The following is a 24,331-nucleotide window of genomic DNA, read 5'->3' on the forward strand; positions in this document are numbered from 1 at the left end:
TGGAAAGTGACATGCCACATTTGGAACGTCGATATCTCGCAACTTTTATTTATTTATGCTTCAGCCGAGCTCATGCTCCGTTTGGCTTCATGGTACTTACGTTATTAATAATATGAATGCACATTATGCAATTGATAGATGAGTACTGTCAGTAAAATACTTTCAGCTAGTTGATATAGTCATAAGCATGTGGAGCCCTATTGGTTATGTCTCGCTCTCTAAAGGTCCATAGTCAGTCGACTCAAACCGTTAAAAGCTCACTAAAACGGTGTGGTTTTCGCAGTCAGCGCTCCCTAGCTGAGGACCTGGGAATGGCTCTATCGACCGTCAGTCGGTTTCTTAATGGCAAGCCCGTTGACTTTGCGACGTTTGTGGAAATTTGCGATCGCTTAAGCCTAGAGTGGCGAACAATCACCGACATCGCTGATGATACTACATCCGAGACCGACTTAGAAACATCATCAGCCCTGCCATCTGAAGCTGCTCTATTGTCTTCTGACATTATCCCACCAGAACAACCTCCTGCATCTGAGCCCACCACAGATACACCACAGCAGGATTGGGAAGAAGCCATCGACACCACTTTTTTCCATGGACGCAATGACGAACTAGCCAAATTAAAGAACGCTATTCTCACAGATAAATGCCGTCTGGTAGCGATTTTAGGTTTAGGCGGCATTGGTAAAACCAGTCTGGCCGCAAAACTAGCACAGACCGTTTCCTCAGATTTTGATGTTGCTATCTGGCGCTCTGTACGCAATGCCCCTTCCCTTAAACACCTACTTAAGGAGATGGTGCCTTTCGTATCACAGCAACAGGATATGGCACCCACTACAGAACGACTCTTCCATTGGCTACGGAGTCGACGCTGTTTGATTATTTTAGATAATGTAGAAACATTGCTAGAAAGTGGGCAATCAGGTCAATACCGTACTGGGTATGAAGACTATGGCGATCTGCTACGTCGATTTGGAGAAACCACTCACCGTAGCTGCTTAATGATCACTAGCCGAGAAAAGCCCAGCGAAATTGGCGTTTTAGAGAGTAATCAGCTATTAACCCGCTCATTTCAGCTAGGTGGATCAGCAGAAGCAGCGCAAGCCATTGTCGAAGCAAAAGGGTTGCTGGGTACCCCCGAAACAATCCAACAGTTTTGTCAACGCTATGGAAATAATCCCCTCGCCATTAAAATTGTAGGCACCTCAATTCAGTCAATCTTTGATGGGGACATTGATCTCTTTTTACGGGAAAATGCCCCTGTCTTTAATGATTTCCGTAGACTGCTCAACCAACAATTTGAGCGACTGTCTCCCCTTGAACAAAGCATTTTGTACTGGCTGGCCATCAATCGAGAATGGACAACAACATCTGAACTATTGGATGATATCTGGCCTGTAATTTCACGGGCAGATGTGTTTGATGCCTTAGAATCTCTGAGCTGGCGGTCACTGATCGAAGTAAAAGGAGGTCAATATACTCAGCAACCGGTCATTATGGAGCATGTTACTGAGCGGTTGATTCAAACTATTTATGAAGAGCTAACGATTCTGAGCCAGCCGGAAAATCTGACGCTCGCAACGGCATCTCCACATCTCTTTCATACCCATGCCTTATTGAAAACAACGAATAGAGATTATGTGCGTGACAGCCAGCGACGGATGATTCTTGCCCCCATCACCAAACGGTTGCAAGCACTACTGATCCAGCCACACATGGTAAGTCAATATATGATATCTATTTTGACGAATCTCAGACAGGTGGTCGCAGGCTATGGTGTTGGCAACTTTATTAACCTGTGCCGACAACTTGATGTCGATTTAACAGGCTACGATTTTTCTAATTTAGCTATTTGGCAAGCAAATCTAAAAGAAATTAGTTTGCGAGAAACCAGCTTTGCTCAAGCAAATTTTCAGAATTGTCAATTTAACCATGATTTCGGTGCCGTTATCGCTCTGGCAGTCAATCCAGATAATACCCTGCTAGCAATTGGTGATTTGCAAGGACATATTCTCATTTGGGACCTGGAAACATATAACCATTTAGAAACCATTAACGGTCACCCGGAAGGTGTCTTTTCGGTCGAGTTCTCTCCCGATGGGAAATACTTACTCAGTGGTAGCGGTGATGCCACACTTAAACTTTGGCAGACAACTAACTATCAGTGTATCCAAACCTTTCAAGGACATCATCAAACGGTGATGTCCGTTGCCTTTTCACCAGATGGCACGCAAATTGCAAGCGCTGGTATTGATCAGCGCATTAAACTGTGGGATATCACGAGTGGGAGATGTGTCAGAACCTTGAAAGGACACAACGGTGCCATTAGGGCAATCGTGTTTGCAAAGACAAAGCCAATCTTAGCAAGTGCGAGTTTTGACAATACTGTTAAGCTTTGGAATTGGGAAACAGGTCAATGCATTAACACTCTGGTAGGTCATACTCAAGGTGTCTGGAGCGTAGACTTTGGTCCGGATGACCATTTGCTAGTCAGTAGCAGTAATGACCATAGTGTTCGCGTATGGGATGCTGCCACAGGAGACTGTCTCAAGGTGTTGTCAGGGCATCAACATGCTGTTTGGTGCGTGAAAGTTAGCCCTGATGGAAACAATTTTGTCAGCGGTGATTACAGCGGTTTAATTAAGCTTTGGGATCTGAAATCTTACACATGCGAACGGTCTCTTCAAGGACATAATAGTTGGGTGTGGTCGCTTGCATTTTCTAGAGATAGCACCTTCCTTTATAGCGGAGGCCAAGACCGTACTATCCGCATATGGGAATATCAGTATGGATGTTGTATCAAAACTCTCTCGGGATACACCAATACAGTATGGGCCCTTGACTTTTCCCCAGATGGCAAAACATTAGCTAGTGGCAGTCACGATGGCAAGATTCGCCTTTGGGATATAACCCAGCAGCAATGTCGATCTACCCTTCTGCATCAAAGTTCGGTTTTTAACCTTAGCTTTAGCTCAGATGGTAACTACCTTGCCAGTGTTGGGGGAGAGCAACCTGTTGTTAAAGTTTGGCGTTTAGATAAAGAAAGCTGTTCCCAGCATTTAACTGGCCATACCGGTCTTATACGGTCAGTTAAATTCCATCCAAATAGTAACTTTTTATGCAGTACTGGCAGCGATCAGACTTGCAAACTGTGGAATATAGCCAGTAATGAAAACAATAACAACTATGTGAGAACATTTCTAGGACACAAGGAGACTATTTGGTCGGTGGCGTTCTCTCATAATGGCAGATATATGGCAACAGGCAGCTTTGACTGTTCTGTTAGACTGTGGAACCCTGAAACAGGTGATTGTTTGCAGACATTAGATCATTCTGATCATGTGCATTCAGTTGTATTCAGTTCTGATGACCGTTTATTAGCTAGCACTAGTTCTGATACGACGGTCAGGATTTGGAATGTTCAAACTGGTGAGTGTCTCAAAACGTTGACAGGCTTTGCTAATGCTGTTTTGACAGGCTTATTTCTATTAGATAGTTCTCAGTATGTGAGTGGCGAATTTAATGGCAATCTCAAAATTTGGGATGTGGAAAGCGGCCAATGTCAGCACACCATACAGGCCCATAACCATATTCTTTGGGCTCTAGCCTTGAGCCCGAATGGTCAGATACTTGCCAGTGGTGGAGAAGGAGACACCATTAAACTATGGGACACCCAATCATGGCAGTGTATTGGCACTCTACAGTTGCCTGGCCCCTATGAAGGGATGAATCTAACCAACGCCACAGGGTTATCAACAGCAGAAAAAACAGCACTCTATGCGTTGGGTGCTGTTTCTGCATAGGTCGTCACAGCATCCAAACGATTACCAACCATCATCGCGGTAGTCTTGATCGTCACGATAGTCACGGTCTGGGTAGTTGCGATCGCTCCTCCGCTCATCAGACCCTCGACCACGATAGCCCCGGTCATCATAGCCTTGGCCACGATCCCCCTGATTGTCATAGCCCTGATCGCGATATTGCCGATCATCATAGCCACGCTGGGGATAATCACGGCCTGATCCCTGATCCGAATAGCCTCGCTCTGGATAACCCTGGTCTGGATAACCGCCTCTACCACCCTGGTTACCGTAGCGTTGGTCATCATAGCCGCCACGACCGTAGCCACGATCGTCATAGCCCCTGTCCTGGTAGCCCCTGCCCCCCTGGTTGCCATAGCCCAAATCATCATAGCCACGACCATAACCACGATCACCATAGGGATCGCGATTTCTGCCATAGGGGTTGCCATAGGGATCCCGCTGAGGCTTGCCGCCACTTTCCACATAGCGCTTCAGCTGGTAAGCCATGCGTCGCAGTCCATCCCGCTCATCCTCTCGAATAAACGGTAGAAAGATGCCCGATAGGGGACCGACAAAAATATCGCGATGCAAATAGCGCGTCCGCCCAGGGGTTACTTCTTGCATTTCAAAGGAATGCTCTGTTTTTAACCCTGGAATTTTCGAAACCCACCTTAGACAGTTACCTGGTCGTAAGGTGGTTACCACGGGCTGAAATTCCGTATCAGCATCGCCTTCAATGCGCTGCATCGCCAGAAATACTTCGCGACCTAGCATAAAGTTTGAGCGCGGATCACAATCGTAGAGAAACGTATTCCAATAACGCCAGTCTTCCTTACGAACCAAGGCATCCCAGACTGCAGCAGCGGTGGCATTAATTTCAATTTCAGCGTAGAGACTTGGCATAGTGCGAAGGCAATGGGGAGTGGGCAATGGGGAGTGGGCAATGGGGAGATTTTGTAGGAGCATTCCATGAAAATCTCCTACAGAAAGGCACAGAGCGCCGTAGGAAAAGAAATTATTTTGTGACCGCCTTTTTATATGGTTGGTTTCAGGGGTCGCGAGATGGGACCATCAAGGCTTAACATTTTTTTTACTACATACCCGCTCCCTATCATCCGAGGTTTTTAGAAAATGGTCAGCTTGACACCGAACCCTAGCTATAGTTTAACCATCCGCATGCATGTGCCCAACCAAGCAGGCATGTTGGCTAAGGTGACCCAGGCAATCGCCGATGCTGGCGGAAGTCTGGGTGACATTGATGTGGTGGAACGATGTCGAGAAAACGTTACCCGCGATGTCAGTGTGGATGCTGCTAGTGCTGAACATGCCGAGGAAATTGTTAATGCAATATATGCCCTAGAGCAGATCGAAGTGGTAAAGGTGCACGATCGCACCTTTAAGCTGCACGAAGGCGGCAAAATCCACATGGAATGCAAGGCCCCTGTGCGCAGTCAAGAAGATTTAGCCATGGCCTATACCCCCGGTGTAGGACGGGTGTGTTCTGAAATTGCGCGGCATCCGGAACGGGTGTATGACCTGACCATTAAATCCAATACAGTGGCAATTGTCACCGATGGCAGTGCCGTCTTAGGACTGGGCAATTTGGGACCCGAGGGTGCTTTGCCAGTGATGGAAGGGAAAGCGATGCTGTTTAAGGAGTTTGCAGGTTTAGATGGCTTTCCCATTTGCCTCAATACCCAGGACACCGATGAAATTGTGGAGACAGTGAAACGAATTGCGCCAGTATTTGGTGGCGTCAATTTAGAAGATATCAGTGCCCCCCGTTGTTTTGAAATTGAAGCCCGTCTTCAGAAGGAACTGGATATTCCTATTTTTCATGACGACCAGCATGGGACAGCCATTGTCAGTCTGGCCGCTTTGGTAAATGCTCTCAAGGTCGTGGGCAAAGAACCACAAATGGCAGAAATTAAACTTGTCATCAATGGTGCAGGTGCCGCAGGCCTGGCCATGGCACGGCTATTCAAGAAAGCAGGAGTTAATCACATTACGGTGTGTGATTCAAAGGGAATTATCAGTCGTGATCGCACCGATCTCAACAGCCGCAAACAAGAATTTGTCGTGGACCAAGGCGGCACCCTCGCCGATGCCATGGTAGGCGCAGATGTATTTATGGGGGTAAGCGCTCCTGGTGTCGTCACCGTAGACATGGTGAAATCCATGGCCAAAGATCCCATCGTTTTTGCCATGGCCAATCCGGTACCCGAAATTCAGCCTGAATTATTAGACGGCATCGTGGCTGTCATGGCTACGGGACGTAGCGATTACCCTAACCAGATTAATAATGTGCTGGCATTTCCTGGCCTGTTGCGGGGGGCCATTGACTGTCGTGCTGAAGCGATTACCACCAGCATGTTTTTGCATGCAGCCCATGCGATCTCAACGCTGATTCCCGACAACGAGCTACGTCCTGACCACATTGTCCCCTCAGTGTTTGATCATCGGGTAGCGACTGCAGTCGCAGCTGCCGTGCAACAAGCCGCTCGCGATGCTGGAGTAGCCAGAAACTAGACCTAGCAAACTTTGGCAAGCAAAAAGTTGTTGCACAGTCAGTTGCAGCCGGATGTCATTTAAACAAGAAATGACATCCGGCTATATCCATCAGAAATGCGATCAACTTCGGAGAACTTCGATGATGTTGGCAACAGTTGAGATCTCTTGACGTCATTGAGTACGTCTCATGGCACCTTCATCTTTCCTTTGGAGAAACTAGCACTATGGCAAACGTTTTTTCCGAAGAGAAACCAATGACGACAACTAAAAAGTTCAATACTCCCAACAGTCATACCACTGCCTGGATTGCTCAAACCTGGTTATCCTTTGTTGTTTCAATCTCAGCCACTGCTATCGGCATCATCTATTTACCAGCTGATGTCTGGTTAAAAGGGTACTTGGGTATGGGTTTACTCTTCTCTGTTGGTTCTACAGTCAGTTTATCTAAAACAATTCGCGATCAGGAAGAAGCCAAGCGTATGCTCAGTCGCATTGATGAAGCAAAATTAGAGCGGTTGTTGGCAGACTATGATCCGTTCAAACAATAATGCCCTTACACGATTCGTCGCATTCTCACCATGAAGAAACCGTCCATATCCTGTTTGTGGGGCCATACCATGGCCCACCCCTGGTTTGTAACAAAGGGTGCTACAGGAGAATCGTCTTCAGGGGGATCAATCTGCCAATCAGGGTGATCGGAGAGAAAGGTCTGAATCAAGTTTTGATTTTCATCGGGATGGAGAGTACAGGTGGAATAAACCAGCACACCATCTGGCTTCACCCAATCCACTGCGGCCTCAAGTAATTCTCGTTGTAGGGTGGTGAGACCGGCAATGGAGTTGGGCGTCTGCCGCCAGCGGGCATCGGCGTGGCGATGCAGTGTTCCCAAACCAGAACAGGGCACATCTAACAATACTCGGTCGGCAATTCCCTTAAACTCGGGATGCTCGCGACTATCTCCCATCACAGTTTCGATGCTGTTGAGCTGAAGTCGCTTGGCATTCTGACGGATCTTATTAAGGCGAGAAGAGGTGCGATCGCAACCTAACACCCGTCCCCGATCCTCCATCATTTCTGCCAGATGCGTCGTTTTTCCCCCCGGTGCTCCACAGGCATCAATCACCGTTTCACCAGGCTGGGGATCCACCAAGTAGCTAACTAGCTGGGCGCTGCTATCCTGCACCATCCACCAACCTGCTTCATAGCCTGGCAGCTGGCGCACATTTCCCATGGGACCCACAATCCTGAGGGCATCTGGAATGCCGCCATGGGGTACCACCGTTAGCCCGTAATCTGTCAGTGCAGTGGATACCTGATCAACCGTTGTACGCAATCGATTCACCCGCAGGTCAATCTTAGGGGCTTGATTGAACCATTCACAAAGCCTGGCCACATCTGCAGCAGGCACTAGCTGCTGCCAGGCTTGGATAATCCAATCGGGATAACTGTGCAAAACACCGAGGGCTGCGATCTCATCGGTGGGCAACTGTAGCGGATCACCCTTCGCTTCTTGCAGGCGGGTATATTGCCGCAACATGCCATTCACCACACCGCTGAGTTTGCCGAGACGCTGCTGTTTGGCCAGCTGAACTGTTGTATCTACAACAGCATGATTGGGCACATGATCCAGATAACGTAGCTGATAGAATCCAACGTGCAGAATACGACGTAAATCGGCAGGCTGCTGATCAGCTCGCCGCTTACCCAGTTGATCAATCAACGCATCCAGGGTGCGTTGGCGGCGTACGGTGCCATAGATTAATTCTGTCGCCAAACGTCTATCGGCAGGCATCAACGTAAATTTGCCGATATTGCGCTCCAGGGCAACATCGGCAAATGCACCTTTGTCTATGTCTCTGAGTACTGTGAAGGCTAGCTGTCGCGCCGATATCAAACTATTTCTTACCCTTACGCTTGTTACGTGCAGGAGTACGACTATCGGATGCCTCTTGAGAGCGCTTACGCTTGTTGCGCACAGGTACGCGATTATCCAACGCTTCCTGAGAGCGCTTGCGTTTATCTTGCCACTCTATGGCAGTTAAATAAATTACACCGCCAGTCACAAACAGCAAAAGTAGCGCTGCCAAACTAGCTAGAACACCGTACGCTTGAGCTTCTAATGCACCTGTCATCGAAATATAGCTAATCCCTTAGAAACCGTTGCGACCCCAAATTACCATCGAGATGGAGAAGCTGAAGAAAGCAAGTAATCCAACCCAACCGAGTGTCAAAATATCCATATCGCCTAACTTGCGTTGTTGACTAAACTAAAAGCGCCGCTCAATCGGCTATTTCTATCATACGGTAGATCAATGCCCGATTTTTGGGTGATGGCAAAATTGACGCAGAACAGACAGCTAATGCTATGGACCAAGAACGTGTTGAATCAATCAAAGCTGGAGGTTTGGCTGCGCTAACAGGTACTGGTGTGAGTGCTATGTTGATCGCGTTACACCCTCATCTGCTTAGTGCCAGCGCTTTGACTACCGGCATACTACGGGTTGCTGTAGCCACCGTCTGTGCATTTCTATTTGGGGTCACTTACCGCTACATCGTCCGTAACGACTCCAACCCTCACCTGCGAAGTGGTGCCGTGGGTGCCTTTGCCCTCACCCGCAGCCTGGGGCAACTAGAAAGCATCACGCCTCCAGACCTTGCTTTATCGGGTGCCTTACCCCTGGCAGTACCCATTGTCGAAAGCTTTGGTCTATTTATGTGTATCCGTTTAGTTTTGGACTGGGGTCTGAAGCAACAATGGTTTCAACCGTTCGAGTCTGATTGACCACTGGCCATAGTTTGCTGTACTGGAATACGTAAAATGTTATTCCACCAAACTCATAAATCAGGATTAGCGAGTTAGCGAGCCGATATCAAGTCTAGGGCGCTGAGTTTCAATGGCATCAGGCCTCACTTTAAAGTTGATTTCCTGAAAAGGCTCAGTACTGTCATTGAAATTGAGGATCATATCGGCAACAGACCGCTCACCAATTTCAAAACGATAGTCTCCTTGGGGCATACCTTCCAGATAAAAGACACCAGCACCATTGGTGACAGACAGGTGACGAGAATCGGAGCTGGTATGGATTGCCTGAACGTTCTGTCCTGCCATGGCATTACCATCGGCGTTTAATACCACCCCTGAAATACTAAAAGACAGTCCCAGGGGAATCGAGAGGTGCGTGTACTCACCAGGGGCAATATCGGCAGCAAACGCCCGAGAAACGGCCTGACGATCAAGTGGAAATCCAGCCGGGTCTAAATCGATGCGATAGACCCCTGGCGCTAGGACGACTGTGGCATAGTTTTTCTGACGATGGGGCTGATAGCGATCTAAAGATTCGTGGTTGATGGTAATCAGCAGGTCTAGATCTTCTAGATATGTGGATTCTCCTGGATCCTGTTGGCCATTGTTGTTGTCATCCAGAAAAGGTTGAATCATCAACCCCCCCTGAGTTCGCAACCAGTCCTGACGTCGGTTGCCAAAATTTAAACCCTGCTGAAGATTGAGACGGGGGGATAGCTCCAGGCGAAAGGTGCTCTGGTCGGAAAAAGCGGATACCTCTTGATAGCGGGCACGCAGGTCTAACCCAGGCAGAATACCGGTGGCAAAATTGGCGAAGGGGCCACTACCGGCTGTGCCGATACCATAGCCCAGTTCGATATCCCATAGGGAACGACCGTCAATGTTGCGATCGCTCGATTGATATCGCCAACTAGCCATTGCCAGTTGACTAAAATCATTCAGGTTGCGGGTCTCATAGCCAATATTTAAGGAATGCCCCAGACTATTGGCAGGGTTTCCCGATAAATTGTAAATGAGCTGGGACTGGGTGGTAATTTCATCGCCACGATGACGCAGCCCCAGGGAACCGTAGCGGGCATTGGTATGCCAGCGGAGATTGCCATTAGTATCAACATTGGCCAGGCCAAATAGATAAAATTTGCCCCGAGTTAGATTGACTCGGGTCCCTACAGCCAGGGCATCGTCCCTGGTATTCCCTGAGGCTGTCAGGGCGATGCTGGGTAATAGCTGCCAATCGGCTCGCAGGCGTTGGGAAAAGCGATCGCTGTTAAAATCAATAGCCAGGTCATCCGTTGGTTGCCAGCGCATGTCAGCATTGACATCGACATCACTATCTCCAGGCGTTAGCATCACCGACATCGCCGCCTTAAGGGGAATATTACTGGGACTGTAAAAGACTTCACTAAGCAATGTCAGGGAACTATCCTGGATAACACCAGCCCCAAGGGTAAGGGATTCACTCACACCAGTCCGATAGCCAATACCACCTCGAAAATTATGGAAATCGCCCCAAAATTGGGGTTCCTCCTGGTTATTCCTCTGTCGATTAAATCCAGCCGATAGCACTAGGGCCGATGCCCCCATCGGTAACTGCCCTGGCAAACTTGAAAAGGTGGCATCATATTCATCCGGGCTGGCTGCCAGCTGGCCATCGGGAAAGAGCAATACCCGATAACGGCCAAAGCCTGTGGTAGCTACATCGGTAAACCGATATAGACCAGAGGAATCCACCAGAACTTCATCGATAACTTGGTTGTTACGGGCCAGCTGTACCAAGGTACCAGGCTCAGCTTCACCACTAACCGTACGATCCAGGTTAGTGGCCTGGAGACGCCGACGCGGGTTAAAACCACCACTGCCGCGCTGGGCAGGGGGTTCAAATCCCCAGCGTTGCACCAGGGTCGCCCCCCAATAGTCACCACCTTGACTTTGCCAAAAAGTGGGCTGGGACCCCAGGGTATAGTCGCTATGGTCACCATAGTGCAAGTACTGTAGTTCATTCAGATACCAGCTCGATTGGTCATCTAGACCGGGTTGATCGATTTCGGCATACCACGCCCCCCCAAAGGCTGTTCCCACCGCATTGAATCGTCCCCGCCAGTTGGTGGAGCCGGACCGATCACTACTAGCGGTACGTCCCGACAGGGTGGTTTGTTGGCCAATGCCACTGAGGCTAAACCGATTTGAGTTCAACTCAGGTAGTCCATCGGTGACAATAGGGGCGACAACGGTTTGTTGCTGTTGCGACCGTTGCTCCGGTGGGGCAAACCGAATCACATAATCGGCCATGTCAAAGGTGGCGGAGATGCCCAAATAGGCCTCTATCTCAGCAATGGAGAGCACCCGCCCCAGGTTTGGATCGATGGTAAATTCATTGGGATGAATACGGGTAACCGCAGCTGGCGATCGCAACTCCAGCTCGCCATCATCCCAAACAGTGACCTGCACATTGAGCACCTGCACCACATCATCAAAGGACAGTTGCCACTGTTCAAAGTCAATGGGGCGCTCACCATTTTCATTCCCCTTAACCAAGGTAGTGGGCAAAACATTGCGATTCCCCAGGCTCACCCCCACTGGAAATACAACAAAGTCAGGTGTAGAAGTATTAGGATCAAGGGTAGGAGCATTATTCTCCCCAGGCTCAACATCATCTTCAATATCCACCACAGCTGCATCTGAACCTTTGTCAGCAATAGACTCAGCAGGAACTAGTGCATTAGGCTGGAGAGAATCTGTAGTTTCAGAAACTGGCTCAGAAGAAAAGAGTTCTCTGGGGTGAGGAGAGTCTTTATTTAGGTCAGATAATTCCTCTGACTCCCCATAGGCTCTCCCCCCTGGCAGGGGTAAACTCTCAGCCAGAGCGACAGTGGTCAACAACAACAGCCACCAAAGGGTGACAAACAGGTGTAGACTGCATCGCCAACTTACCAGGGCCATGGTTGTTTACAAAGGAGTCACGGTGAGTCGCACAGTATAGGTGTAACGCCCTGGTGGATAGGCTTGGGGACGTTCCACCCGCATCCGGACACCAAGATCAACGCTGCCGGTTTCCCTGATTAGTAGTGGGTGACCATGGACCACTTCGTTGCCATTATGGCTCACATAGCCAGTATGCTGGGTGCCCACTGGATCAGTAAATCCAGCAGGTGTGGGGGGTGTGGCCATAATGGCAAATGGCTCGCTCACCTGAAGATTCAAAATAGCCGGATCGATGGCTTCTAATGTGGTTTGGCCAGCATCAACAATGTCTAAGGGGGATAGATCGACTAGGTGGCTATTGATGATTTGAGCGTGTGCCGGGGCTGAACCAAAAGCCACCAGTCCCCCCACCAAAACTGATGGCAGCATACGCAACAACACAGTGTCCATAATGGTGTGAATAGTGATGTGAATGGTACGAACGAGAGAATTTAAACCAGAGAATGTGAACCAGATAAAACCGCGTCCGAATTTAATCAACCCGATTAAACATGAACACTTTCGTAGGGGCAATCCTTATCATTGCCCTGCGATATCGGGGGCAGGTGTCCAGGATTTCGTAAATACAATTTGTGTTGTCAGGAAACGTTGAGTGAGACAGAAAACGGTTGAGTTAATTCTGTTTCACCATCGCGCCAGCTCAGTTCCCCCGTAATTTCATAGGTCCCTGGGGTGAGGGGGCGATCAGGGATAAGATGCAGATTGCGATCTCCACCCGCCATCACACTAGTCGAAATCGTTTCGCCGCTAGTCACTGTCTCACCAACCCGCTGAATCGTCCACTGGGCCTTAGGTCGAGCGGAACCTGAGCCACTGTTGGCCACCAGTAATTCGACGTACTGTTGCTCCACATCCCACTGGGCACCGGTGACAGCCAGACTAGCGGGTACTTTTCCTTGACGCACATAAATAGTCGCCCCCACACGGGTAACAATACCGACGTTACTGCCCACCTGACGCGTTGCATCCAGGGGTTCAGTAAAAATCACGGCCCGATATTCTCCCTCCGGTAGATTGGGGGGAAATATGCTAATTAACCTGACCCGGCGCTCACTTTGGGCTGGAATCACCAATTCACGTGGCGAAAACTGCAAGTAGGGGGTGAGATCCTCTGGTGAATTTTCCAGCAGCATAAACCCATTATCCCGTTCATAGGTAAAAGGCTCAGCATAAACCCGCACCCGCATAGCCTCACCCCCATTATTGTTAACGCGCAATACCCCCTGGGCTCGGCCTCGTTGGGCCTCTGTTTCGATGACCAACGGTGACAGCCCCATTTGGGCAAAGGCTACAGGACTCGTAACTAAGCAAGCTAGGCCAACCGCCCAACCGCACCAGCGACTGGCCCCATAAAACGGTAATGACATTCTGGGTCGTGACATTCTAGGATAAGTTCTATAGAACAAGACTTAGCAACATAGCCCTAAGATGCCCAGGCAAGTTTATGTGTCATCGTTGCAGGTCAGTTTTGATTTGACTCAGCATCATGCAGGGATTTCTCGCTAATGCCATTTTTAATAACCCAAAAACAGCGTCTCCACAAATAAGAGAAAACACTGTTTTTTGCACCTTGTCCTATGGTGTTATTTAGGATTTTAAGTTTCTAGTTGGGCGTAGCTGTAACCGTGACACTAAACCCATAGTTACCGCTAGGGATGGGAGATTGGTTATCGTAAGCCATGCCAACATTTAGTTGGGTCAGCCCTGGGGAAATAAATACAGTGTCACCTCCCAGGGGAGTACCGACTGGAGCCATAAAGCTCTCCTGAAAACCAGTGATACTCAAGGCTGGCCCAGCAGTCTGCATTGGAGGAGCTGCTGTCACTACGGCGGGGCCATTGCAGTCAGCTGTGATCTGGGCTGGAGTGCCATAACCCTCATCAGCGAAGAACCGATAGCCCATGGCACCCCCACCATCCGCTTCAATCTGACCGCTGCTGACCAGGCTTAAAAGACACTGCTCATAAACCACCCCATCAAAAGGCACATCTAGACTATCATCGGCAAAGGCTTTGGGGGTCCAACAGACCATGGCCCCAAGCATCAAAACAGAACAGGCGACAAAATAACGTTTCATAATTCAGGCAATAGTTTGATGATCAATCAATGCGTCTACCAAATCCGAATTCAGTAACCCCGATTCACAATGGACACCCTCCTTAGAGGTGCGCCTTGGCAGGGCTGTGCCTTGTGCCGACCCTGGGATACCAGACGCCATCAACCAGGATTTGATATTGAATATATAGGGAATAGCTCTAATTGTTCTGGTGTTGAGCTACCCCTAAAAACTGTCGTTTAGTTAGGCGTTGCCGTTAGCAGCACATTGAAAAGGTAATTACCATTTTCAATAGGGGTATTGCCACTGTCGGCATGCATTTCTATCCCAAAACTTTCACCACCAGCGGCCACACTAATATTCTGGCTAGGACCACCATTAGTGGGAATTAAATCAGCAATCGCGAAGGGGAATGGGGTAGTTCCCTCAACTTGGTTCACACTGGTCACCATAACATTGGCGGGAGAGCTACAGTTGGCAGTCACCTGGGCAGACTCTCCTACTAGCATATAGCCACTAGAAGAATCACGCTCTAATGAGCCCGGGCTATCCACAGTAAATTCGCAAATGTTGGTGATGGTGCCCTCAAATGGTACTTCAAAGTCTTCGGCAGAAGCTTTGGGGGCCAGTACTGCGACTGTACCTGCTGCGATCGCAAGCGCCAGGAAGGCAGAACAGCGAATCATCATATAAGCTTGAGCTCCAAATCAATTTTCTCTTTTGTAAGCCAAACACCCAATCCCAAATCTTTTCTGCATTAGCGTTTGTACTTGCTTCCACCATATGGGTTAGTTAGGTTAAGTTCCCTGGGCAAGATTACGGGATTAACGATTTGCTATGGGTAAACCTGTCCGTAGTCTTTACGGAATCAATTACCCCAAAGCTATGTCAAAACACTGGTTAGGGGCGCTAACCTACATTCAGGTTAAAACCTTTGGTTTTTCCCACAGACAAACTAGTACCCGATGGCAGACATTTGGCAGCGATTTCATCCCCCCATCCACCCATCGACTCATCCACATTGGATAGTGGGCAAACTTACGCCACAGAGTACTAGTGTCCTAACTAGAGACAAGGTCTAGTTTAAATCGGGTTATCCGCACTCCCCCATTGCCCCAACTAAGTCTGTACAATCGATAAAGCAAGCAAAGAACCCATACTTAGGCCCTTATGATTCCTACCGTTATTGAGCAGTCGGGTCGCGGTGAACGCGCCTTTGATATTTACTCCCGCCTTCTACGGGAGCGCATTGTATTTTTGGGGCAACAGGTGACAGCTGAGTCATCCAACCTGATTGTGGCGCAGATGCTCTTTCTAGAGGCCGAAGACCCAGAGAGAGATATCTATCTGTATATCAATTCTCCTGGTGGTTCCGTATATGACGGTCTGGGCATCTTTGACACCATGAACCACATCAAGCCCGATGTCTCCACCATCTGTGTGGGTCTGGCGGCTAGTATGGGAGCATTTTTGCTAAGTGCGGGTACCAAGGGTAAGCGCATGAGCCTGCCAAACTCACGCATCATGATTCACCAGCCTCTGGGTGGCGCTCAAGGTCAGGCGACTGATATTGAAATTCAAGCCAAGGAAATTCTTTACATTAAGAAAACATTGAATGATGCCCTGGCAGCTCACACTGGTCAGCCCATTGAACGCATTACAGAAGACACTGAGCGCGACTTCTTTATGTCCCCCAGTGAAGCGGTTGAATACGGTTTGATCGATCAGGTGATTGATCGTCATGCCATTGGCAGCCGTCCAACTGTAGTTGAGTAGGGCTCAAAACTACCTCATACTTGGAGTTGCCTGAGATTCTAGATACAGCAAAAACGTCAGAATTTCTTCGTCCGTTAACTGCTGACGGGAGCGTTTATTAAAGGTTTTCTCTAGATAGCTTCGCCCTTGTACATTACTCCAGCCAAGACGAGCCATTTCTACATCGGTCTGGGCAATGATGTCCGACAGATCTACAGGGTTGGTATCGTCAAAATTTTCGATTGCTGTGGCGGCCAGGGATGATGCTGGAACCTCAGAAGGAGCTGGAGCTTCATCCGGTGTGATGCTGTCAATGGGCCGACCTATGTCTTCCGAGTCTTCAATCTCAGGTTCGACAGGTTCGACAGATAGATGGGTTAATTCTGGTTTCTCAGATGGGGCGGTTTCACTAACGGGAATGGAGGTATCTGTAGCTTGTTGTGCGGAGACACTCGGCTCAGGGACCAATTGCTGAGGTTTGACAAGACCGTTTTTGTGCTCCTGGGAAGTCCCTTGAGCAAAGCCCAGCATCGCCAGAGCACGGGCTTTTGCCTGATCATCTGCCTCGGCCAGGCTAGCATCTGCGGCTAAGGCTGTAACAATTACTGTTTCGCCAATTGTCACGGTGGCTTTCACTAGATATTGCTCGGCGTGGGTTGTAAGCAGTTCAGTCGTTAGGCTGCCATCGGTATACTGGTGACGAAATTGGGCAAAAAGTGAGGAAATCACGGGCGGGAAATCCGTTGACTAGGATGTCGGTGAATAGTATCCGATCTATTCTAAACAAGGGTGTACCTATGCCCGACTGCCAAGGACATGTTTACTGCAATGACCGCAAACCGTAAGGGCTAAATGTTAGATCAGTTACTTGAATGGTCGCCTAATTTAGGTCTGGACACATTACTTCTATTACCGGTGCTGATCGCTCTGGAGGCTGTGTTATCAGCAGATAATGCGATCGCACTTGCTGCCATTGCCCAGGGCTTGGAGTCCGAGGAACAACAAAAGCGCGCACTCAACCTGGGACTGCTCGTCGCCTTTGTGCTGCGCATGACTCTTATTTTGACGGCCAGTTGGATCCTAAAGTTCTGGCAGTTTGAAGTCGCGGGTGCAGCCTATTTATTATGGCTGGTGTATCAGCACTTTAGCGGTGATACCGATGATGAGCAGCACCACGGCCCTAAGTTTGCATCCCTGTGGCAGGCGATTCCCATCATTGCCTTTACGGACTTAGCATTTTCCCTAGACAGCGTCACAACAGCCATTGCCCTGTCCGATGAAGTAGCCATTATTCTTCTCGGTGGTACCATCGGTATCATTGCCCTGCGGTTTATGGCAGGGCTATTTATCCGCTGGCTCGATGAGTATGTTTATCTAGAAGATGCAGGCTTTGTCACCGTTGCCTTTGTGGGCCTACGGTTACTCGTCAGGGTTATCAACGAAAGCTGGGTACCGCCAGACTGGGCCATGTTAGCCCTGATTGCCGCTGTCTTTGCTTGGGGTTTTTCTAAACGGGTGGAACCCGCAATGGATGATGAGGTCGCACTTAAGGTACCTGTGATTACCGCCATAGAAACATCTGAAGACGAAGAAGATAAGGTCCTTAGCAAAGACTAATCAAACCTAGCCAAACCAATAGGAGGGCATGCAAGTTTGGGTCATATCTTGCACACTCAAGGATGGCTCGATGGTTTCGGTTTCTTCTGTGCTATTCAATAACAGGTCAAGCTGCTCTTGCAAAATGTACTCAATACCCCAATAGATATAGCTTTCTAGTCGTAGTTCTAGATCTACAAGCTGATGGAGATATTGGGGTAAGCACTGCCATTCTTGCGGATTATTGAGCTTTGGCATTGCCTTCTTGAGCTGACATTCAACATAATCCAGTAGTAATTGTTTAATCGCCCCATTACCTAAAGCTGTTTGATATGGATAAGCCGGGTATGCGGCTACGACGCTATCAACCTTATCTGATAGAAGCTGAGATACTGAGCTGGTAGTGCATTGCATCATTAAAATCTCTCTAAAAATCGTGTTCTAACTATTGGCATAAGTCGCTAAAACAGCCAGTGCAAAATCAAGCTGAAACGTGAGGATGTAAGCCCTATTGCTTGAGAGATTTTGAAATTTTGTACGTCGCAGGCCATACGTTGACGCGTACCACCACTGCAGCGTACTTGCGACTCCCTGTCCTAACCCCTATTCCTAAGCTCGACGGACTAGTCAACAATGACTGGTCGTACCTCTTATGCCTACCAATACAGAGTAGGGAGAAAATCTAAAGATTTTGTGAGCATCTGGTCATCATTGTGAGCAGACCCTCAAGTATGCTCACTTTATTTTTAGATTGATTTAGCCACCAGTCGCGTACGGAAACCTGGGGTTCGGTCTTGAGGTATCTAAAGTTGCCTACATATAGCCCATTGGAGAACACGCCATGAGGTATTGCCTCTGCTGCAATCATTCGCTGCTGCGTCATATTCGGCAGAATAGTCTGTACTGGTATTGCCCCAGCTGTCGTCAGGCGATGCCAGAGGCAACTGTTGGTGTTCATACTCAACGGTTATCCCTTCACCGAACCCGCCAACAATCCACGCACAAAATAACGCTGTAGGGCAAAAAAGACCGCCAGCGGCACCACCATAGAAATAAAGGCTCCAGCGGTGAGTAAATGCCAGTCTTGTCCCCGGTCTCCCACCAGGTTGCGTAACACCAGGGTGACTGGGGCAACGTCTTGGTTGCCACCCAGATACACCAGGGCTACCAGCAGGTCATTCCACACCCAGAGGAATTGGAAAACGGCGAAGGATGCGATCGCAGGCATCGACAACGGCACAATCAACCGCATAAAAATCTTCAGGTGAGACGCACCATCCACAGCAGCGGCCTCAATTAAGTCTCGGGGTAGTGAGCCAATATAGTTACGCAGCAGATAGATACCCAGGGGTAAACCATAGCCGGTGTGGGCTAACCAAACCGCTAGAAAACTGCCTGCTAAGCCCAGATCGTTATAAGCTCGCAGCACCGGAATCAGTGTCATCTGCAACGGCACCACCAGCAGACCCACAATGGCCACAAACAACGCCTGCCTTCCAGGGAACTGCATCCAGGCTAGGGCATAGGCGGCAAATGTGGCAATGGAAATGGGAATCACCGTAGCCGGGATGGAAATCACCAGACTATTGAGAAATGCCTGCCCCATGCCCTGGCTGGTGAGTACATCGATATAGTTACCAATGTGAAACTGGGCGAGGTCAAAGGGATGGCTCAAGACCGTCCACCAGCCATTTTGCAGCAGGGCATCTCTGCGACGGAAAGAGCTGATCAGAAGACCGGCAGTGGGTAGCGTCCAGAGAAATGCGATCGCAATCACCGCTGTGTGCAATGGCAATCTCTCCCACCAGGTAGGAGCTGACGTACGAGCAATTTTCATCGGTTAGCCTCCTGCTGGGTAAAGCGACGAATATTGGTGACCATCACCGGAATGACCGCTAGCAACAGTACAGTGGCAATGGCACTACCACGACCAAAATTCCTAAAGTTAAACATTTCCTTGATCATGCGGCTGGCAATCACATCGGTATCCAGGTTGCCACCGGTCATCACATAGACAATGTCAAATACCTTGAGCACCGCAACCACCACCGTTGTCGTCACCACCGTAATGGTCGGCATAATCATCGGAATGATAATGCGTCGAAAAATCTGAAACTCATTGGCTCCATCAATGCGGGCAGCTTCAATCACATCTTTAGGAATGCCCTTGACCGCCGCTGACAACAACACCATGCAAAACCCCGTTTGCAGCCAAATCATAATGACAATCAGCGCCAGGGTATTCAGCGGCAACAATGTGGGTAACCAAGGAATGACAGGCACTGAAAGCGTTTCCCACAAAGGCTCTAGAAGACCATCTCGTTCAATCAGCCAACCCAGGGGCTTCCATCCCACTACCTGGCGTACCGCATTAAGCACCCCAATCTGATCGGTCCCCGCTGGCTTAAAGGCATAGACAAATCGCCAAATGACACTGGCCCCCACAAAGGAGATCGCCATGGGTAAAAAGATTAGCGACTTAGCCGCCGACTCATATTTCACCCGATCCACAAGGACCGCAATAATCAGACCCAGCCCTACGCTCAATCCTGACACCAGCACTAACCACAGCAGGTTATTACGAAAGGCAATCACCATATCTGGATTGGTGAGAGCAAAGGCATAGTTTTTCAGCCCCACAAACTTGACTGAACGGCTGTCAAAAAAGCTGATATAAAGCGTTAGCAGTGTCGGTAATACCAAATAGGCCGTCAACATCAGCACCGCTGGTCCCATATAAACCCAGGGGAGAAGGCGATCTTTCCAGGGTCGAGAAAAGCGCTCTACCAGCAGATTGAGTCCGTAGAAAATAGCAAAGGTGCCAATAGAACCAAGTGCGATCGCAATCAACGCCGTCAGAATTCTGAGTAGGTTGGGTTGAGTTCCCGCGAAACCCAACAAGCTCAAGGTCATCAAATCCATTGGTTCACCTTTTGCAAAACACAATAATGCATATGTTGTTGATATCGAGAAGATATCGTTTAAAGCATTACATTCAGGAAATGTTGGGTTTCATGCCTCAACCCAATCCACGGTAATTTTGATTGGAGGCAGATTATTCTGGCCAGCTGGCTTCAATCGTATCCAACACGTCTTCCACCGGTTCACCAGCCACATATTCCACGACACCAGCCCAAAAGGTACCAGTACCGACAGCGCCTGGCATCATATCCGAGCCATCAAACCGAATCGTCTCAGCATTGCCTAGAAATTCCGCCTGCTTTTTACTCAGTGCATCAGGGTAGGCATCCAGGCTTACCTGTTTGTGGGGCGACAAGAACCCCCCCAAACCGGCCCAAATCTCATGGGGTGTCGGCGTTGCCAAATATGCCATCAACGCCTGAGCTTCAGGAGTGTTGTTAAACATGCCAAACACATCTCCAGCCACCAAGACAGGTGTACCGTAGGCCGGGTCAATCCCTGGTAGCAAAAAGATATCCACATCCTCTTCCAAATTCACATCCTCAGGGAAAAAGCTGGCAATAAAGTTAGCCTGACGATGCAAATAGCAGGTCGGCGTATCACCAAACAGTCCCTGGGGCGCATCTCCAAAAGGCGTACTAATCGCTCCAACTGAGCCACCTACTACATAGCTCTCATTTAAGACAATGTCACCAAACTGTTCAAAGGCTACTTGTACCGCATCATCATTAAACGGAATCTCATGGTTAATCCACTGGTCGTACATCTCAGGACCAGCCGTCCGTAACATAATATCCTCAACCCAGTCAGTGCCTGGCCAGCCAGTGGCTTCACCGCTCTCCAACCCCAAACACCAGGGATTAGCACCAGCAGCAACAATTTGATCGCTAAGGGCCAACATTTCATCCCACGTCGTCGGCACGGTAAACCCTTGGGCTTCAAATGCTTTTGGGTTGTACCACACCAGACTTTTTACCGAAGCTCGGTACCAAATACCATAAAGACTCTCGTCAAAAGTAGCCAAGGATAGCCAAGTTTCAGGATAGGCTTCAGCCAATGTCGCCTCATCCATAAACTCCGTGATAGGAACCATTTGCCCTGCCTCAGCAAAGCTAGCCATCAACCCCGGCTGAGGAAACATAGCAATATCCGGCGCATCACCGGACTCCACACGCACAGGCAACAACGTTGCAAACGAATCAGTGCCCTCATAGATCACTTCAATGCCCGTTTCCTCTTCAAAGGGCTTGAGGGCTGCTTCTAATTTTTCCTGCTGTTCTCCGACAATCACACCCAGGATAGTCACCGTATTGTCAGCACTCTCGGATGATGCCCCATCACCTCCGCCACCACAGGCACTCAGCGTTAATAGTGCCGCTATTGATAACCCTAATCGCGTTTTTAATTGGGCCATGTTTAAGGAATCCGATTATTAAACAGCAATTTTCTTTGTTCACATAGTATCAAGGTGAATGGGCAATGGGATCCCGTAGGGACTGCCCTGGTGGCAGCCCTTCATCTTGGCAAAGCATAAAGAAGCCATAGTTCCATGGAACCCTTCGGTTAAACTGATGAGACACAAATGGACTTTGTCACCGTTGCCATGGTGCAGTTAGAGCTGTTTCCACCCTCCGATCCATCAACTGATTTTGACTACACCGTTCGCAAAAGCAAGCGAGCCAAGCACGTGTCTATCAAAATCGAGGTAGATGGCCGTGTGGAAATAGTCGTACCGCCTCGATATAACTGCAAAAATCTACCGGATCTTATTGCCAAACGTCGTGACTGGATTCTGAAAAATCGAGCTCGATTACTAAACGAGCACCAAGATACAGCAACTGATTGGCAGACAACTCAGCCAGATAAACTGGAGTTGCGGTGGCAAGCACCCCTAGCCCAAAGCGCCCCCAGTGAAACATGGCAGGTGAGCTACGAGGCGGATAGTGGCCCGACTTTATGTATTCCGTTGCCAGGTCATGGGCTGAAAGTGCGCGGCAATGTTGACCATGTACCTACGTGTAATCAGGTGCTGTGTGAGTGGCTAGGCCATAAGGCCCATCGGGAGCTAGTGCCGTGGCTACGCCAACTCAGCTTTGATTTGGATTTACCGTTTAAGCGCCCTTCAGTTAGAGGGCAGAAGACTCGCTGGGCTAGCTGCTCTAGCAGCAAAAACATTAGCCTCAATTACAAGCTGTTGTTTTTACCTAAAGAGGTGGTGCACTACGTACTAGTACATGAGCTATGTCATACAGTACATATGAACCATTCACAGGCATTTTGGCGGCTTGTGGATGATAAGATGCCTGGGTTTGAGCCCTATCGAAAGATCCTGAAGAATGGGTGGAAATACATACCACGCTGGGTAGAAAACTGAGCGCTATTCAGCCAACTTGCGGATTTTACTGACGGCATCCTTACGGACAAGATTGTAAGGTGTATCTTTATATAGGTTAGCTTTGGGGCTGTAGCTCAGCTGGATAGAGCAACCGCCTCCTAAGCGGTAGGTCGCGCGTTCGAATCGCGCCAGTCCCGTACTTAAATCATCAAACCGTCCAGCAAAGTCTGGACCAATCGTCAATACCAGATATACCCATAAATACACCACCCAGAACGCTATCCAGCGATCTAGAAAGTTAGCTGGAATTGATGCAGTGATAGGAGAGAATATTTGAAAGGGGATATTTAGCCTACACAGAGTATAAAGATTCTGGAGTTGAATGGTTAGGAGAGATACCTGCACATTGGACAACGACAAAAATTAGGCGTTGCTGAATGCAGGTATGATTTTAGACCGGGACTGGAACATCCCAAAAATTCAAAATGAATCACAGATGGGTAAGTTCCACCAATAACGTAATGAAAAAAAGGTTAATCAGCGCAATTGTGAATAGCAGGGACCATTCACAATATTTCATAGTACTTGGGTAACGGCTGGCGTTGAACTCGCCTCAAATTGTTGGGGAAGCTCTAATTGCTCTGCATGGCGAATAAGACTACAGGAAATTCGATCAGTCAATATGGTCGTCACCATCTCGCATGAATGGATTTCTAATAGTGCTTCTGGAAATGCATGGAATACTAGCTGCTGCCCCGAAAATACCACACGCTCAAAATACCAATTGGGAATATTGGTAATTCGAACGATTTGTAATCTGTCTGTGGGATTTAAATAACAGCAAGCAATATATCCAGAAACATTGTCAGGCAAGGGATCTATCGTGTTATTCATGATTTGATTTATAGTCGAATGAAAATGAGTTTATTAAGGAAGGTTCTAAATAACTGACTGCCAAGCCAGCAACAATGCCACTAGTACGCTTAGACTTAAATCATTTCTAATGACAAACATCCGTAGCTCAGGACTGATTGCAACAATACTGTGGCGCTCAATCTCCGAGTAGGCCAAATTTTGCCTGTCTAGAATTCTTTTAAGGGCCAATTATTTGTTTTATTCGTTAACCTTAACCTAAGTTAGCAAGTTATTTCGTATTACTTTGTGCTTTAACGTTGTTTCTAGATTTTTAATGGGGTTACGGACAACTTTCCCCAAATTTTTGGATTCCCAGAGTTGGGGATTTCTACTTCTATCGTCCCAGAATCATCGGGTAAGAGGCGAAAATAACTGATCTATCTTTGACGTAATGACCAGCCCATTATGGACCAATCACTAGCCTACATACATTGCTCCAGATAAATCGCTTGAATCAAAGGTTGACGATCAGTTAAATACTGCCGAATTTCTACATGCTCTTGGGGCGAAAGCCGGACTCGATTATCGATTCTATGGAGTATCAACCGCATCTGCTCACAGCTGAAATTTCCTTCCCTATGGACGACCGGTGTTTCGTCAATGACAGACCAGACTAACCTCATTAGACCGACATCCATAGGACCCTCCCATGAGTA

At 48.6% G+C, this 24,331-nt stretch carries 24 protein-coding genes and 1 tRNA gene; 9 read left to right on the top strand and 16 right to left on the bottom strand.

Going from position 1 to position 24,331, the window contains the following annotated elements:
- Positions 1–206: 206 nt before the first annotated feature.
- Complete coding sequence (locus SPB21_RS19555; RefSeq protein WP_499867530.1) at positions 207–3,800, top strand: NB-ARC domain-containing protein; 3,594 nt, start codon at positions 207–209, stop codon at positions 3,798–3,800.
- Between the two features lie 21 nt (positions 3,801–3,821).
- On the opposite strand, the gene SPB21_RS19560 is transcribed toward SPB21_RS19555, so the two are convergent.
- Positions 3,822–4,766, bottom strand: a complete 945-nt coding sequence (locus tag SPB21_RS19560; RefSeq protein ID WP_499061183.1) for an SRPBCC domain-containing protein — start codon at positions 4,764–4,766, stop codon at positions 3,822–3,824.
- A 165-nt stretch (positions 4,767–4,931) separates the two neighbouring features.
- On the opposite strand from SPB21_RS19560, the gene SPB21_RS19565 reads away from it, so the two are divergent.
- Together SPB21_RS19565 and SPB21_RS19570 are read left to right on the top strand one after the other, a co-directional pair.
- Positions 4,932–6,329 (top strand): NAD-dependent malic enzyme, encoded by a 1,398-nt coding sequence (locus SPB21_RS19565; RefSeq protein WP_163662209.1) that lies wholly within the window; start codon positions 4,932–4,934, stop codon positions 6,327–6,329.
- A gap of 236 nt (positions 6,330–6,565) precedes the next feature.
- Positions 6,566–6,859, top strand: coding sequence for a YiaA/YiaB family inner membrane protein (locus tag SPB21_RS19570; RefSeq protein WP_163662211.1), 294 nt, complete (start codon positions 6,566–6,568; stop codon positions 6,857–6,859).
- Between the two features lie 5 nt (positions 6,860–6,864).
- On the opposite strand, the gene SPB21_RS19575 is transcribed toward SPB21_RS19570, so the two are convergent.
- Genes SPB21_RS19575 through petN form a run of 3 tightly spaced genes read right to left on the bottom strand, consistent with a single transcriptional unit; the run spans position 6,865 to position 8,551 of the window.
- The gene (locus SPB21_RS19575) at positions 6,865–8,205 is read right to left on the bottom strand and encodes a 16S rRNA (cytosine(967)-C(5))-methyltransferase (RefSeq protein ID WP_499867531.1); all 1,341 of its coding nucleotides are present in this window, start codon (positions 8,203–8,205) and stop codon (positions 6,865–6,867) included.
- Position 8,206: 1 nt separating this feature from the next.
- Positions 8,207–8,443, bottom strand: a complete 237-nt coding sequence (locus tag SPB21_RS19580; RefSeq protein WP_163661770.1) for a hypothetical protein — start codon at positions 8,441–8,443, stop codon at positions 8,207–8,209.
- Between the two features lie 18 nt (positions 8,444–8,461).
- A complete protein-coding gene (petN, locus tag SPB21_RS19585; RefSeq protein WP_006516091.1) occupies positions 8,462–8,551 on the bottom strand; it encodes a cytochrome b6-f complex subunit PetN in 90 nt (29 codons plus the stop codon).
- A gap of 83 nt (positions 8,552–8,634) precedes the next feature.
- Between petN and SPB21_RS19590 the strand changes: the two genes are divergently transcribed.
- Positions 8,635–9,093 carry a hypothetical protein gene (locus SPB21_RS19590; protein WP_499867532.1) on the top strand — a complete coding sequence of 153 codons (459 nt, stop codon included), beginning with the start codon at positions 8,635–8,637 and terminating at the stop codon, positions 9,091–9,093.
- Positions 9,094–9,159: 66 nt separating this feature from the next.
- On the opposite strand, the gene SPB21_RS19595 is transcribed toward SPB21_RS19590, so the two are convergent.
- From SPB21_RS19595 to SPB21_RS19615, 5 genes are all read right to left on the bottom strand, one after another.
- A complete protein-coding gene (locus SPB21_RS19595) occupies positions 9,160–12,054 on the bottom strand; it encodes a carboxypeptidase-like regulatory domain-containing protein (RefSeq protein ID WP_499867533.1) in 2,895 nt (964 codons plus the stop codon).
- A 6-nt stretch (positions 12,055–12,060) separates the two neighbouring features.
- Positions 12,061–12,486: a hypothetical protein gene (locus tag SPB21_RS19600; protein ID WP_163662219.1), complete on the bottom strand. Its 426-nt coding sequence runs from the start codon at positions 12,484–12,486 to the stop codon at positions 12,061–12,063.
- A gap of 188 nt (positions 12,487–12,674) precedes the next feature.
- Positions 12,675–13,463, bottom strand: coding sequence for a fimbrial biogenesis chaperone (locus tag SPB21_RS19605; protein WP_499867534.1), 789 nt, complete (start codon positions 13,461–13,463; stop codon positions 12,675–12,677).
- A 236-nt stretch (positions 13,464–13,699) separates the two neighbouring features.
- Positions 13,700–14,173 (bottom strand): hypothetical protein, encoded by a 474-nt coding sequence (locus tag SPB21_RS19610; protein WP_499867535.1) that lies wholly within the window; start codon positions 14,171–14,173, stop codon positions 13,700–13,702.
- A 218-nt stretch (positions 14,174–14,391) separates the two neighbouring features.
- Positions 14,392–14,841 (bottom strand): hypothetical protein, encoded by a 450-nt coding sequence (locus SPB21_RS19615; RefSeq protein ID WP_163662226.1) that lies wholly within the window; start codon positions 14,839–14,841, stop codon positions 14,392–14,394.
- Positions 14,842–15,086: 245 nt separating this feature from the next.
- Between SPB21_RS19615 and SPB21_RS19620 the strand changes: the two genes are divergently transcribed.
- Positions 15,087–15,209 (top strand): hypothetical protein, encoded by a 123-nt coding sequence (locus SPB21_RS19620; protein ID WP_284681663.1) that lies wholly within the window; start codon positions 15,087–15,089, stop codon positions 15,207–15,209.
- Positions 15,210–15,322: 113 nt separating this feature from the next.
- A complete protein-coding gene (clpP, locus tag SPB21_RS19625) occupies positions 15,323–15,928 on the top strand; it encodes an ATP-dependent Clp endopeptidase proteolytic subunit ClpP (protein WP_006516099.1) in 606 nt (201 codons plus the stop codon).
- Between the two features lie 9 nt (positions 15,929–15,937).
- Here the strand turns inward: clpP and SPB21_RS19630 are convergent, their stop codons facing one another.
- On the bottom strand, positions 15,938–16,636 hold the full coding sequence (locus SPB21_RS19630; RefSeq protein WP_163662230.1) for a slr1353 family protein: 699 nt from the start codon (positions 16,634–16,636) through the stop codon (positions 15,938–15,940).
- A gap of 123 nt (positions 16,637–16,759) precedes the next feature.
- Between SPB21_RS19630 and SPB21_RS19635 the strand changes: the two genes are divergently transcribed.
- Positions 16,760–17,524, top strand: a complete 765-nt coding sequence (locus tag SPB21_RS19635; RefSeq protein ID WP_499867536.1) for a TerC family protein — start codon at positions 16,760–16,762, stop codon at positions 17,522–17,524.
- Between the two features lie 6 nt (positions 17,525–17,530).
- On the opposite strand, the gene SPB21_RS19640 is transcribed toward SPB21_RS19635, so the two are convergent.
- The 4 genes from SPB21_RS19640 to SPB21_RS19655 form a co-directional block, all read right to left on the bottom strand.
- Positions 17,531–17,920, bottom strand: a complete 390-nt coding sequence (locus SPB21_RS19640; protein ID WP_163662232.1) for a hypothetical protein — start codon at positions 17,918–17,920, stop codon at positions 17,531–17,533.
- A 550-nt stretch (positions 17,921–18,470) separates the two neighbouring features.
- A complete protein-coding gene (locus SPB21_RS19645; protein WP_163696871.1) occupies positions 18,471–19,340 on the bottom strand; it encodes a carbohydrate ABC transporter permease in 870 nt (289 codons plus the stop codon).
- Complete coding sequence (locus tag SPB21_RS19650) at positions 19,337–20,425, bottom strand: carbohydrate ABC transporter permease (RefSeq protein ID WP_499867537.1); 1,089 nt, start codon at positions 20,423–20,425, stop codon at positions 19,337–19,339. Before SPB21_RS19650 ends, SPB21_RS19645 begins: the two co-directional genes overlap by 4 nt.
- Positions 20,426–20,558: 133 nt before the next feature.
- Positions 20,559–21,839 carry an ABC transporter substrate-binding protein gene (locus SPB21_RS19655; protein WP_163696873.1) on the bottom strand — a complete coding sequence of 427 codons (1,281 nt, stop codon included), beginning with the start codon at positions 21,837–21,839 and terminating at the stop codon, positions 20,559–20,561.
- 168 nt (positions 21,840–22,007) lie between these two features.
- Between SPB21_RS19655 and SPB21_RS19660 the strand changes: the two genes are divergently transcribed.
- Positions 22,008–22,799 carry a M48 family metallopeptidase gene (locus tag SPB21_RS19660; protein WP_499867538.1) on the top strand — a complete coding sequence of 264 codons (792 nt, stop codon included), beginning with the start codon at positions 22,008–22,010 and terminating at the stop codon, positions 22,797–22,799.
- Between the two features lie 84 nt (positions 22,800–22,883).
- A tRNA-Arg gene (locus SPB21_RS19665) sits at positions 22,884–22,957 on the top strand.
- 379 nt (positions 22,958–23,336) lie between these two features.
- On the opposite strand, the gene SPB21_RS19670 is transcribed toward SPB21_RS19665, so the two are convergent.
- Positions 23,337–23,654: a DUF1830 domain-containing protein gene (locus SPB21_RS19670; RefSeq protein ID WP_163696877.1), complete on the bottom strand. Its 318-nt coding sequence runs from the start codon at positions 23,652–23,654 to the stop codon at positions 23,337–23,339.
- 443 nt (positions 23,655–24,097) lie between these two features.
- Positions 24,098–24,313 (bottom strand): hypothetical protein, encoded by a 216-nt coding sequence (locus SPB21_RS19675; protein ID WP_163662254.1) that lies wholly within the window; start codon positions 24,311–24,313, stop codon positions 24,098–24,100.
- Positions 24,314–24,331: the final 18 nt, after the last annotated feature.

The sequence above is a fragment of the Leptothoe sp. ISB3NOV94-8A genome, from assembly GCF_043421595.1.
GTDB lineage: Bacteria > Cyanobacteriota > Cyanobacteriia > Phormidesmidales > Phormidesmidaceae > Leptothoe > Leptothoe turfae.

What these genes read in the sequence shown, in the direction of transcription:
- SPB21_RS19610 (WP_499867535.1), bottom strand. Translation starts at nt 14,173, where the DNA reads ATGAAACGTTATTTTGTCGCCTGTTCTGTTTTGATGCTTGGGGCCATG.
- SPB21_RS19555 (WP_499867530.1), top strand. Translation starts at nt 207, where the DNA reads ATGTCTCGCTCTCTAAAGGTCCATAGTCAGTCGACTCAAACCGTTAAA.
- SPB21_RS19600 (WP_163662219.1), bottom strand. Translation starts at nt 12,486, where the DNA reads ATGGACACTGTGTTGTTGCGTATGCTGCCATCAGTTTTGGTGGGGGGA.
- SPB21_RS19565 (WP_163662209.1), top strand. Translation starts at nt 4,932, where the DNA reads ATGGTCAGCTTGACACCGAACCCTAGCTATAGTTTAACCATCCGCATG.
- SPB21_RS19560 (WP_499061183.1), bottom strand. Translation starts at nt 4,766, where the DNA reads ATGCTCCTACAAAATCTCCCCATTGCCCACTCCCCATTGCCCACTCCC.
- SPB21_RS19660 (WP_499867538.1), top strand. Translation starts at nt 22,008, where the DNA reads ATGGACTTTGTCACCGTTGCCATGGTGCAGTTAGAGCTGTTTCCACCC.
- SPB21_RS19655 (WP_163696873.1), bottom strand. Translation starts at nt 21,839, where the DNA reads ATGGCCCAATTAAAAACGCGATTAGGGTTATCAATAGCGGCACTATTA.
- SPB21_RS19580 (WP_163661770.1), bottom strand. Translation starts at nt 8,443, where the DNA reads ATGACAGGTGCATTAGAAGCTCAAGCGTACGGTGTTCTAGCTAGTTTG.
- SPB21_RS19615 (WP_163662226.1), bottom strand. Translation starts at nt 14,841, where the DNA reads ATGATGATTCGCTGTTCTGCCTTCCTGGCGCTTGCGATCGCAGCAGGT.
- SPB21_RS19640 (WP_163662232.1), bottom strand. Translation starts at nt 17,920, where the DNA reads ATGATGCAATGCACTACCAGCTCAGTATCTCAGCTTCTATCAGATAAG.
- SPB21_RS19635 (WP_499867536.1), top strand. Translation starts at nt 16,760, where the DNA reads ATGTTAGATCAGTTACTTGAATGGTCGCCTAATTTAGGTCTGGACACA.
- SPB21_RS19645 (WP_163696871.1), bottom strand. Translation starts at nt 19,340, where the DNA reads ATGAAAATTGCTCGTACGTCAGCTCCTACCTGGTGGGAGAGATTGCCA.
- SPB21_RS19650 (WP_499867537.1), bottom strand. Translation starts at nt 20,425, where the DNA reads ATGGATTTGATGACCTTGAGCTTGTTGGGTTTCGCGGGAACTCAACCC.
- SPB21_RS19670 (WP_163696877.1), bottom strand. Translation starts at nt 23,654, where the DNA reads ATGAATAACACGATAGATCCCTTGCCTGACAATGTTTCTGGATATATT.
- SPB21_RS19595 (WP_499867533.1), bottom strand. Translation starts at nt 12,054, where the DNA reads ATGGCCCTGGTAAGTTGGCGATGCAGTCTACACCTGTTTGTCACCCTT.
- petN (WP_006516091.1), bottom strand. Translation starts at nt 8,551, where the DNA reads ATGGATATTTTGACACTCGGTTGGGTTGGATTACTTGCTTTCTTCAGC.
- clpP (WP_006516099.1), top strand. Translation starts at nt 15,323, where the DNA reads ATGATTCCTACCGTTATTGAGCAGTCGGGTCGCGGTGAACGCGCCTTT.
- SPB21_RS19675 (WP_163662254.1), bottom strand. Translation starts at nt 24,313, where the DNA reads ATGGATGTCGGTCTAATGAGGTTAGTCTGGTCTGTCATTGACGAAACA.
- SPB21_RS19570 (WP_163662211.1), top strand. Translation starts at nt 6,566, where the DNA reads ATGACGACAACTAAAAAGTTCAATACTCCCAACAGTCATACCACTGCC.
- SPB21_RS19605 (WP_499867534.1), bottom strand. Translation starts at nt 13,463, where the DNA reads ATGTCATTACCGTTTTATGGGGCCAGTCGCTGGTGCGGTTGGGCGGTT.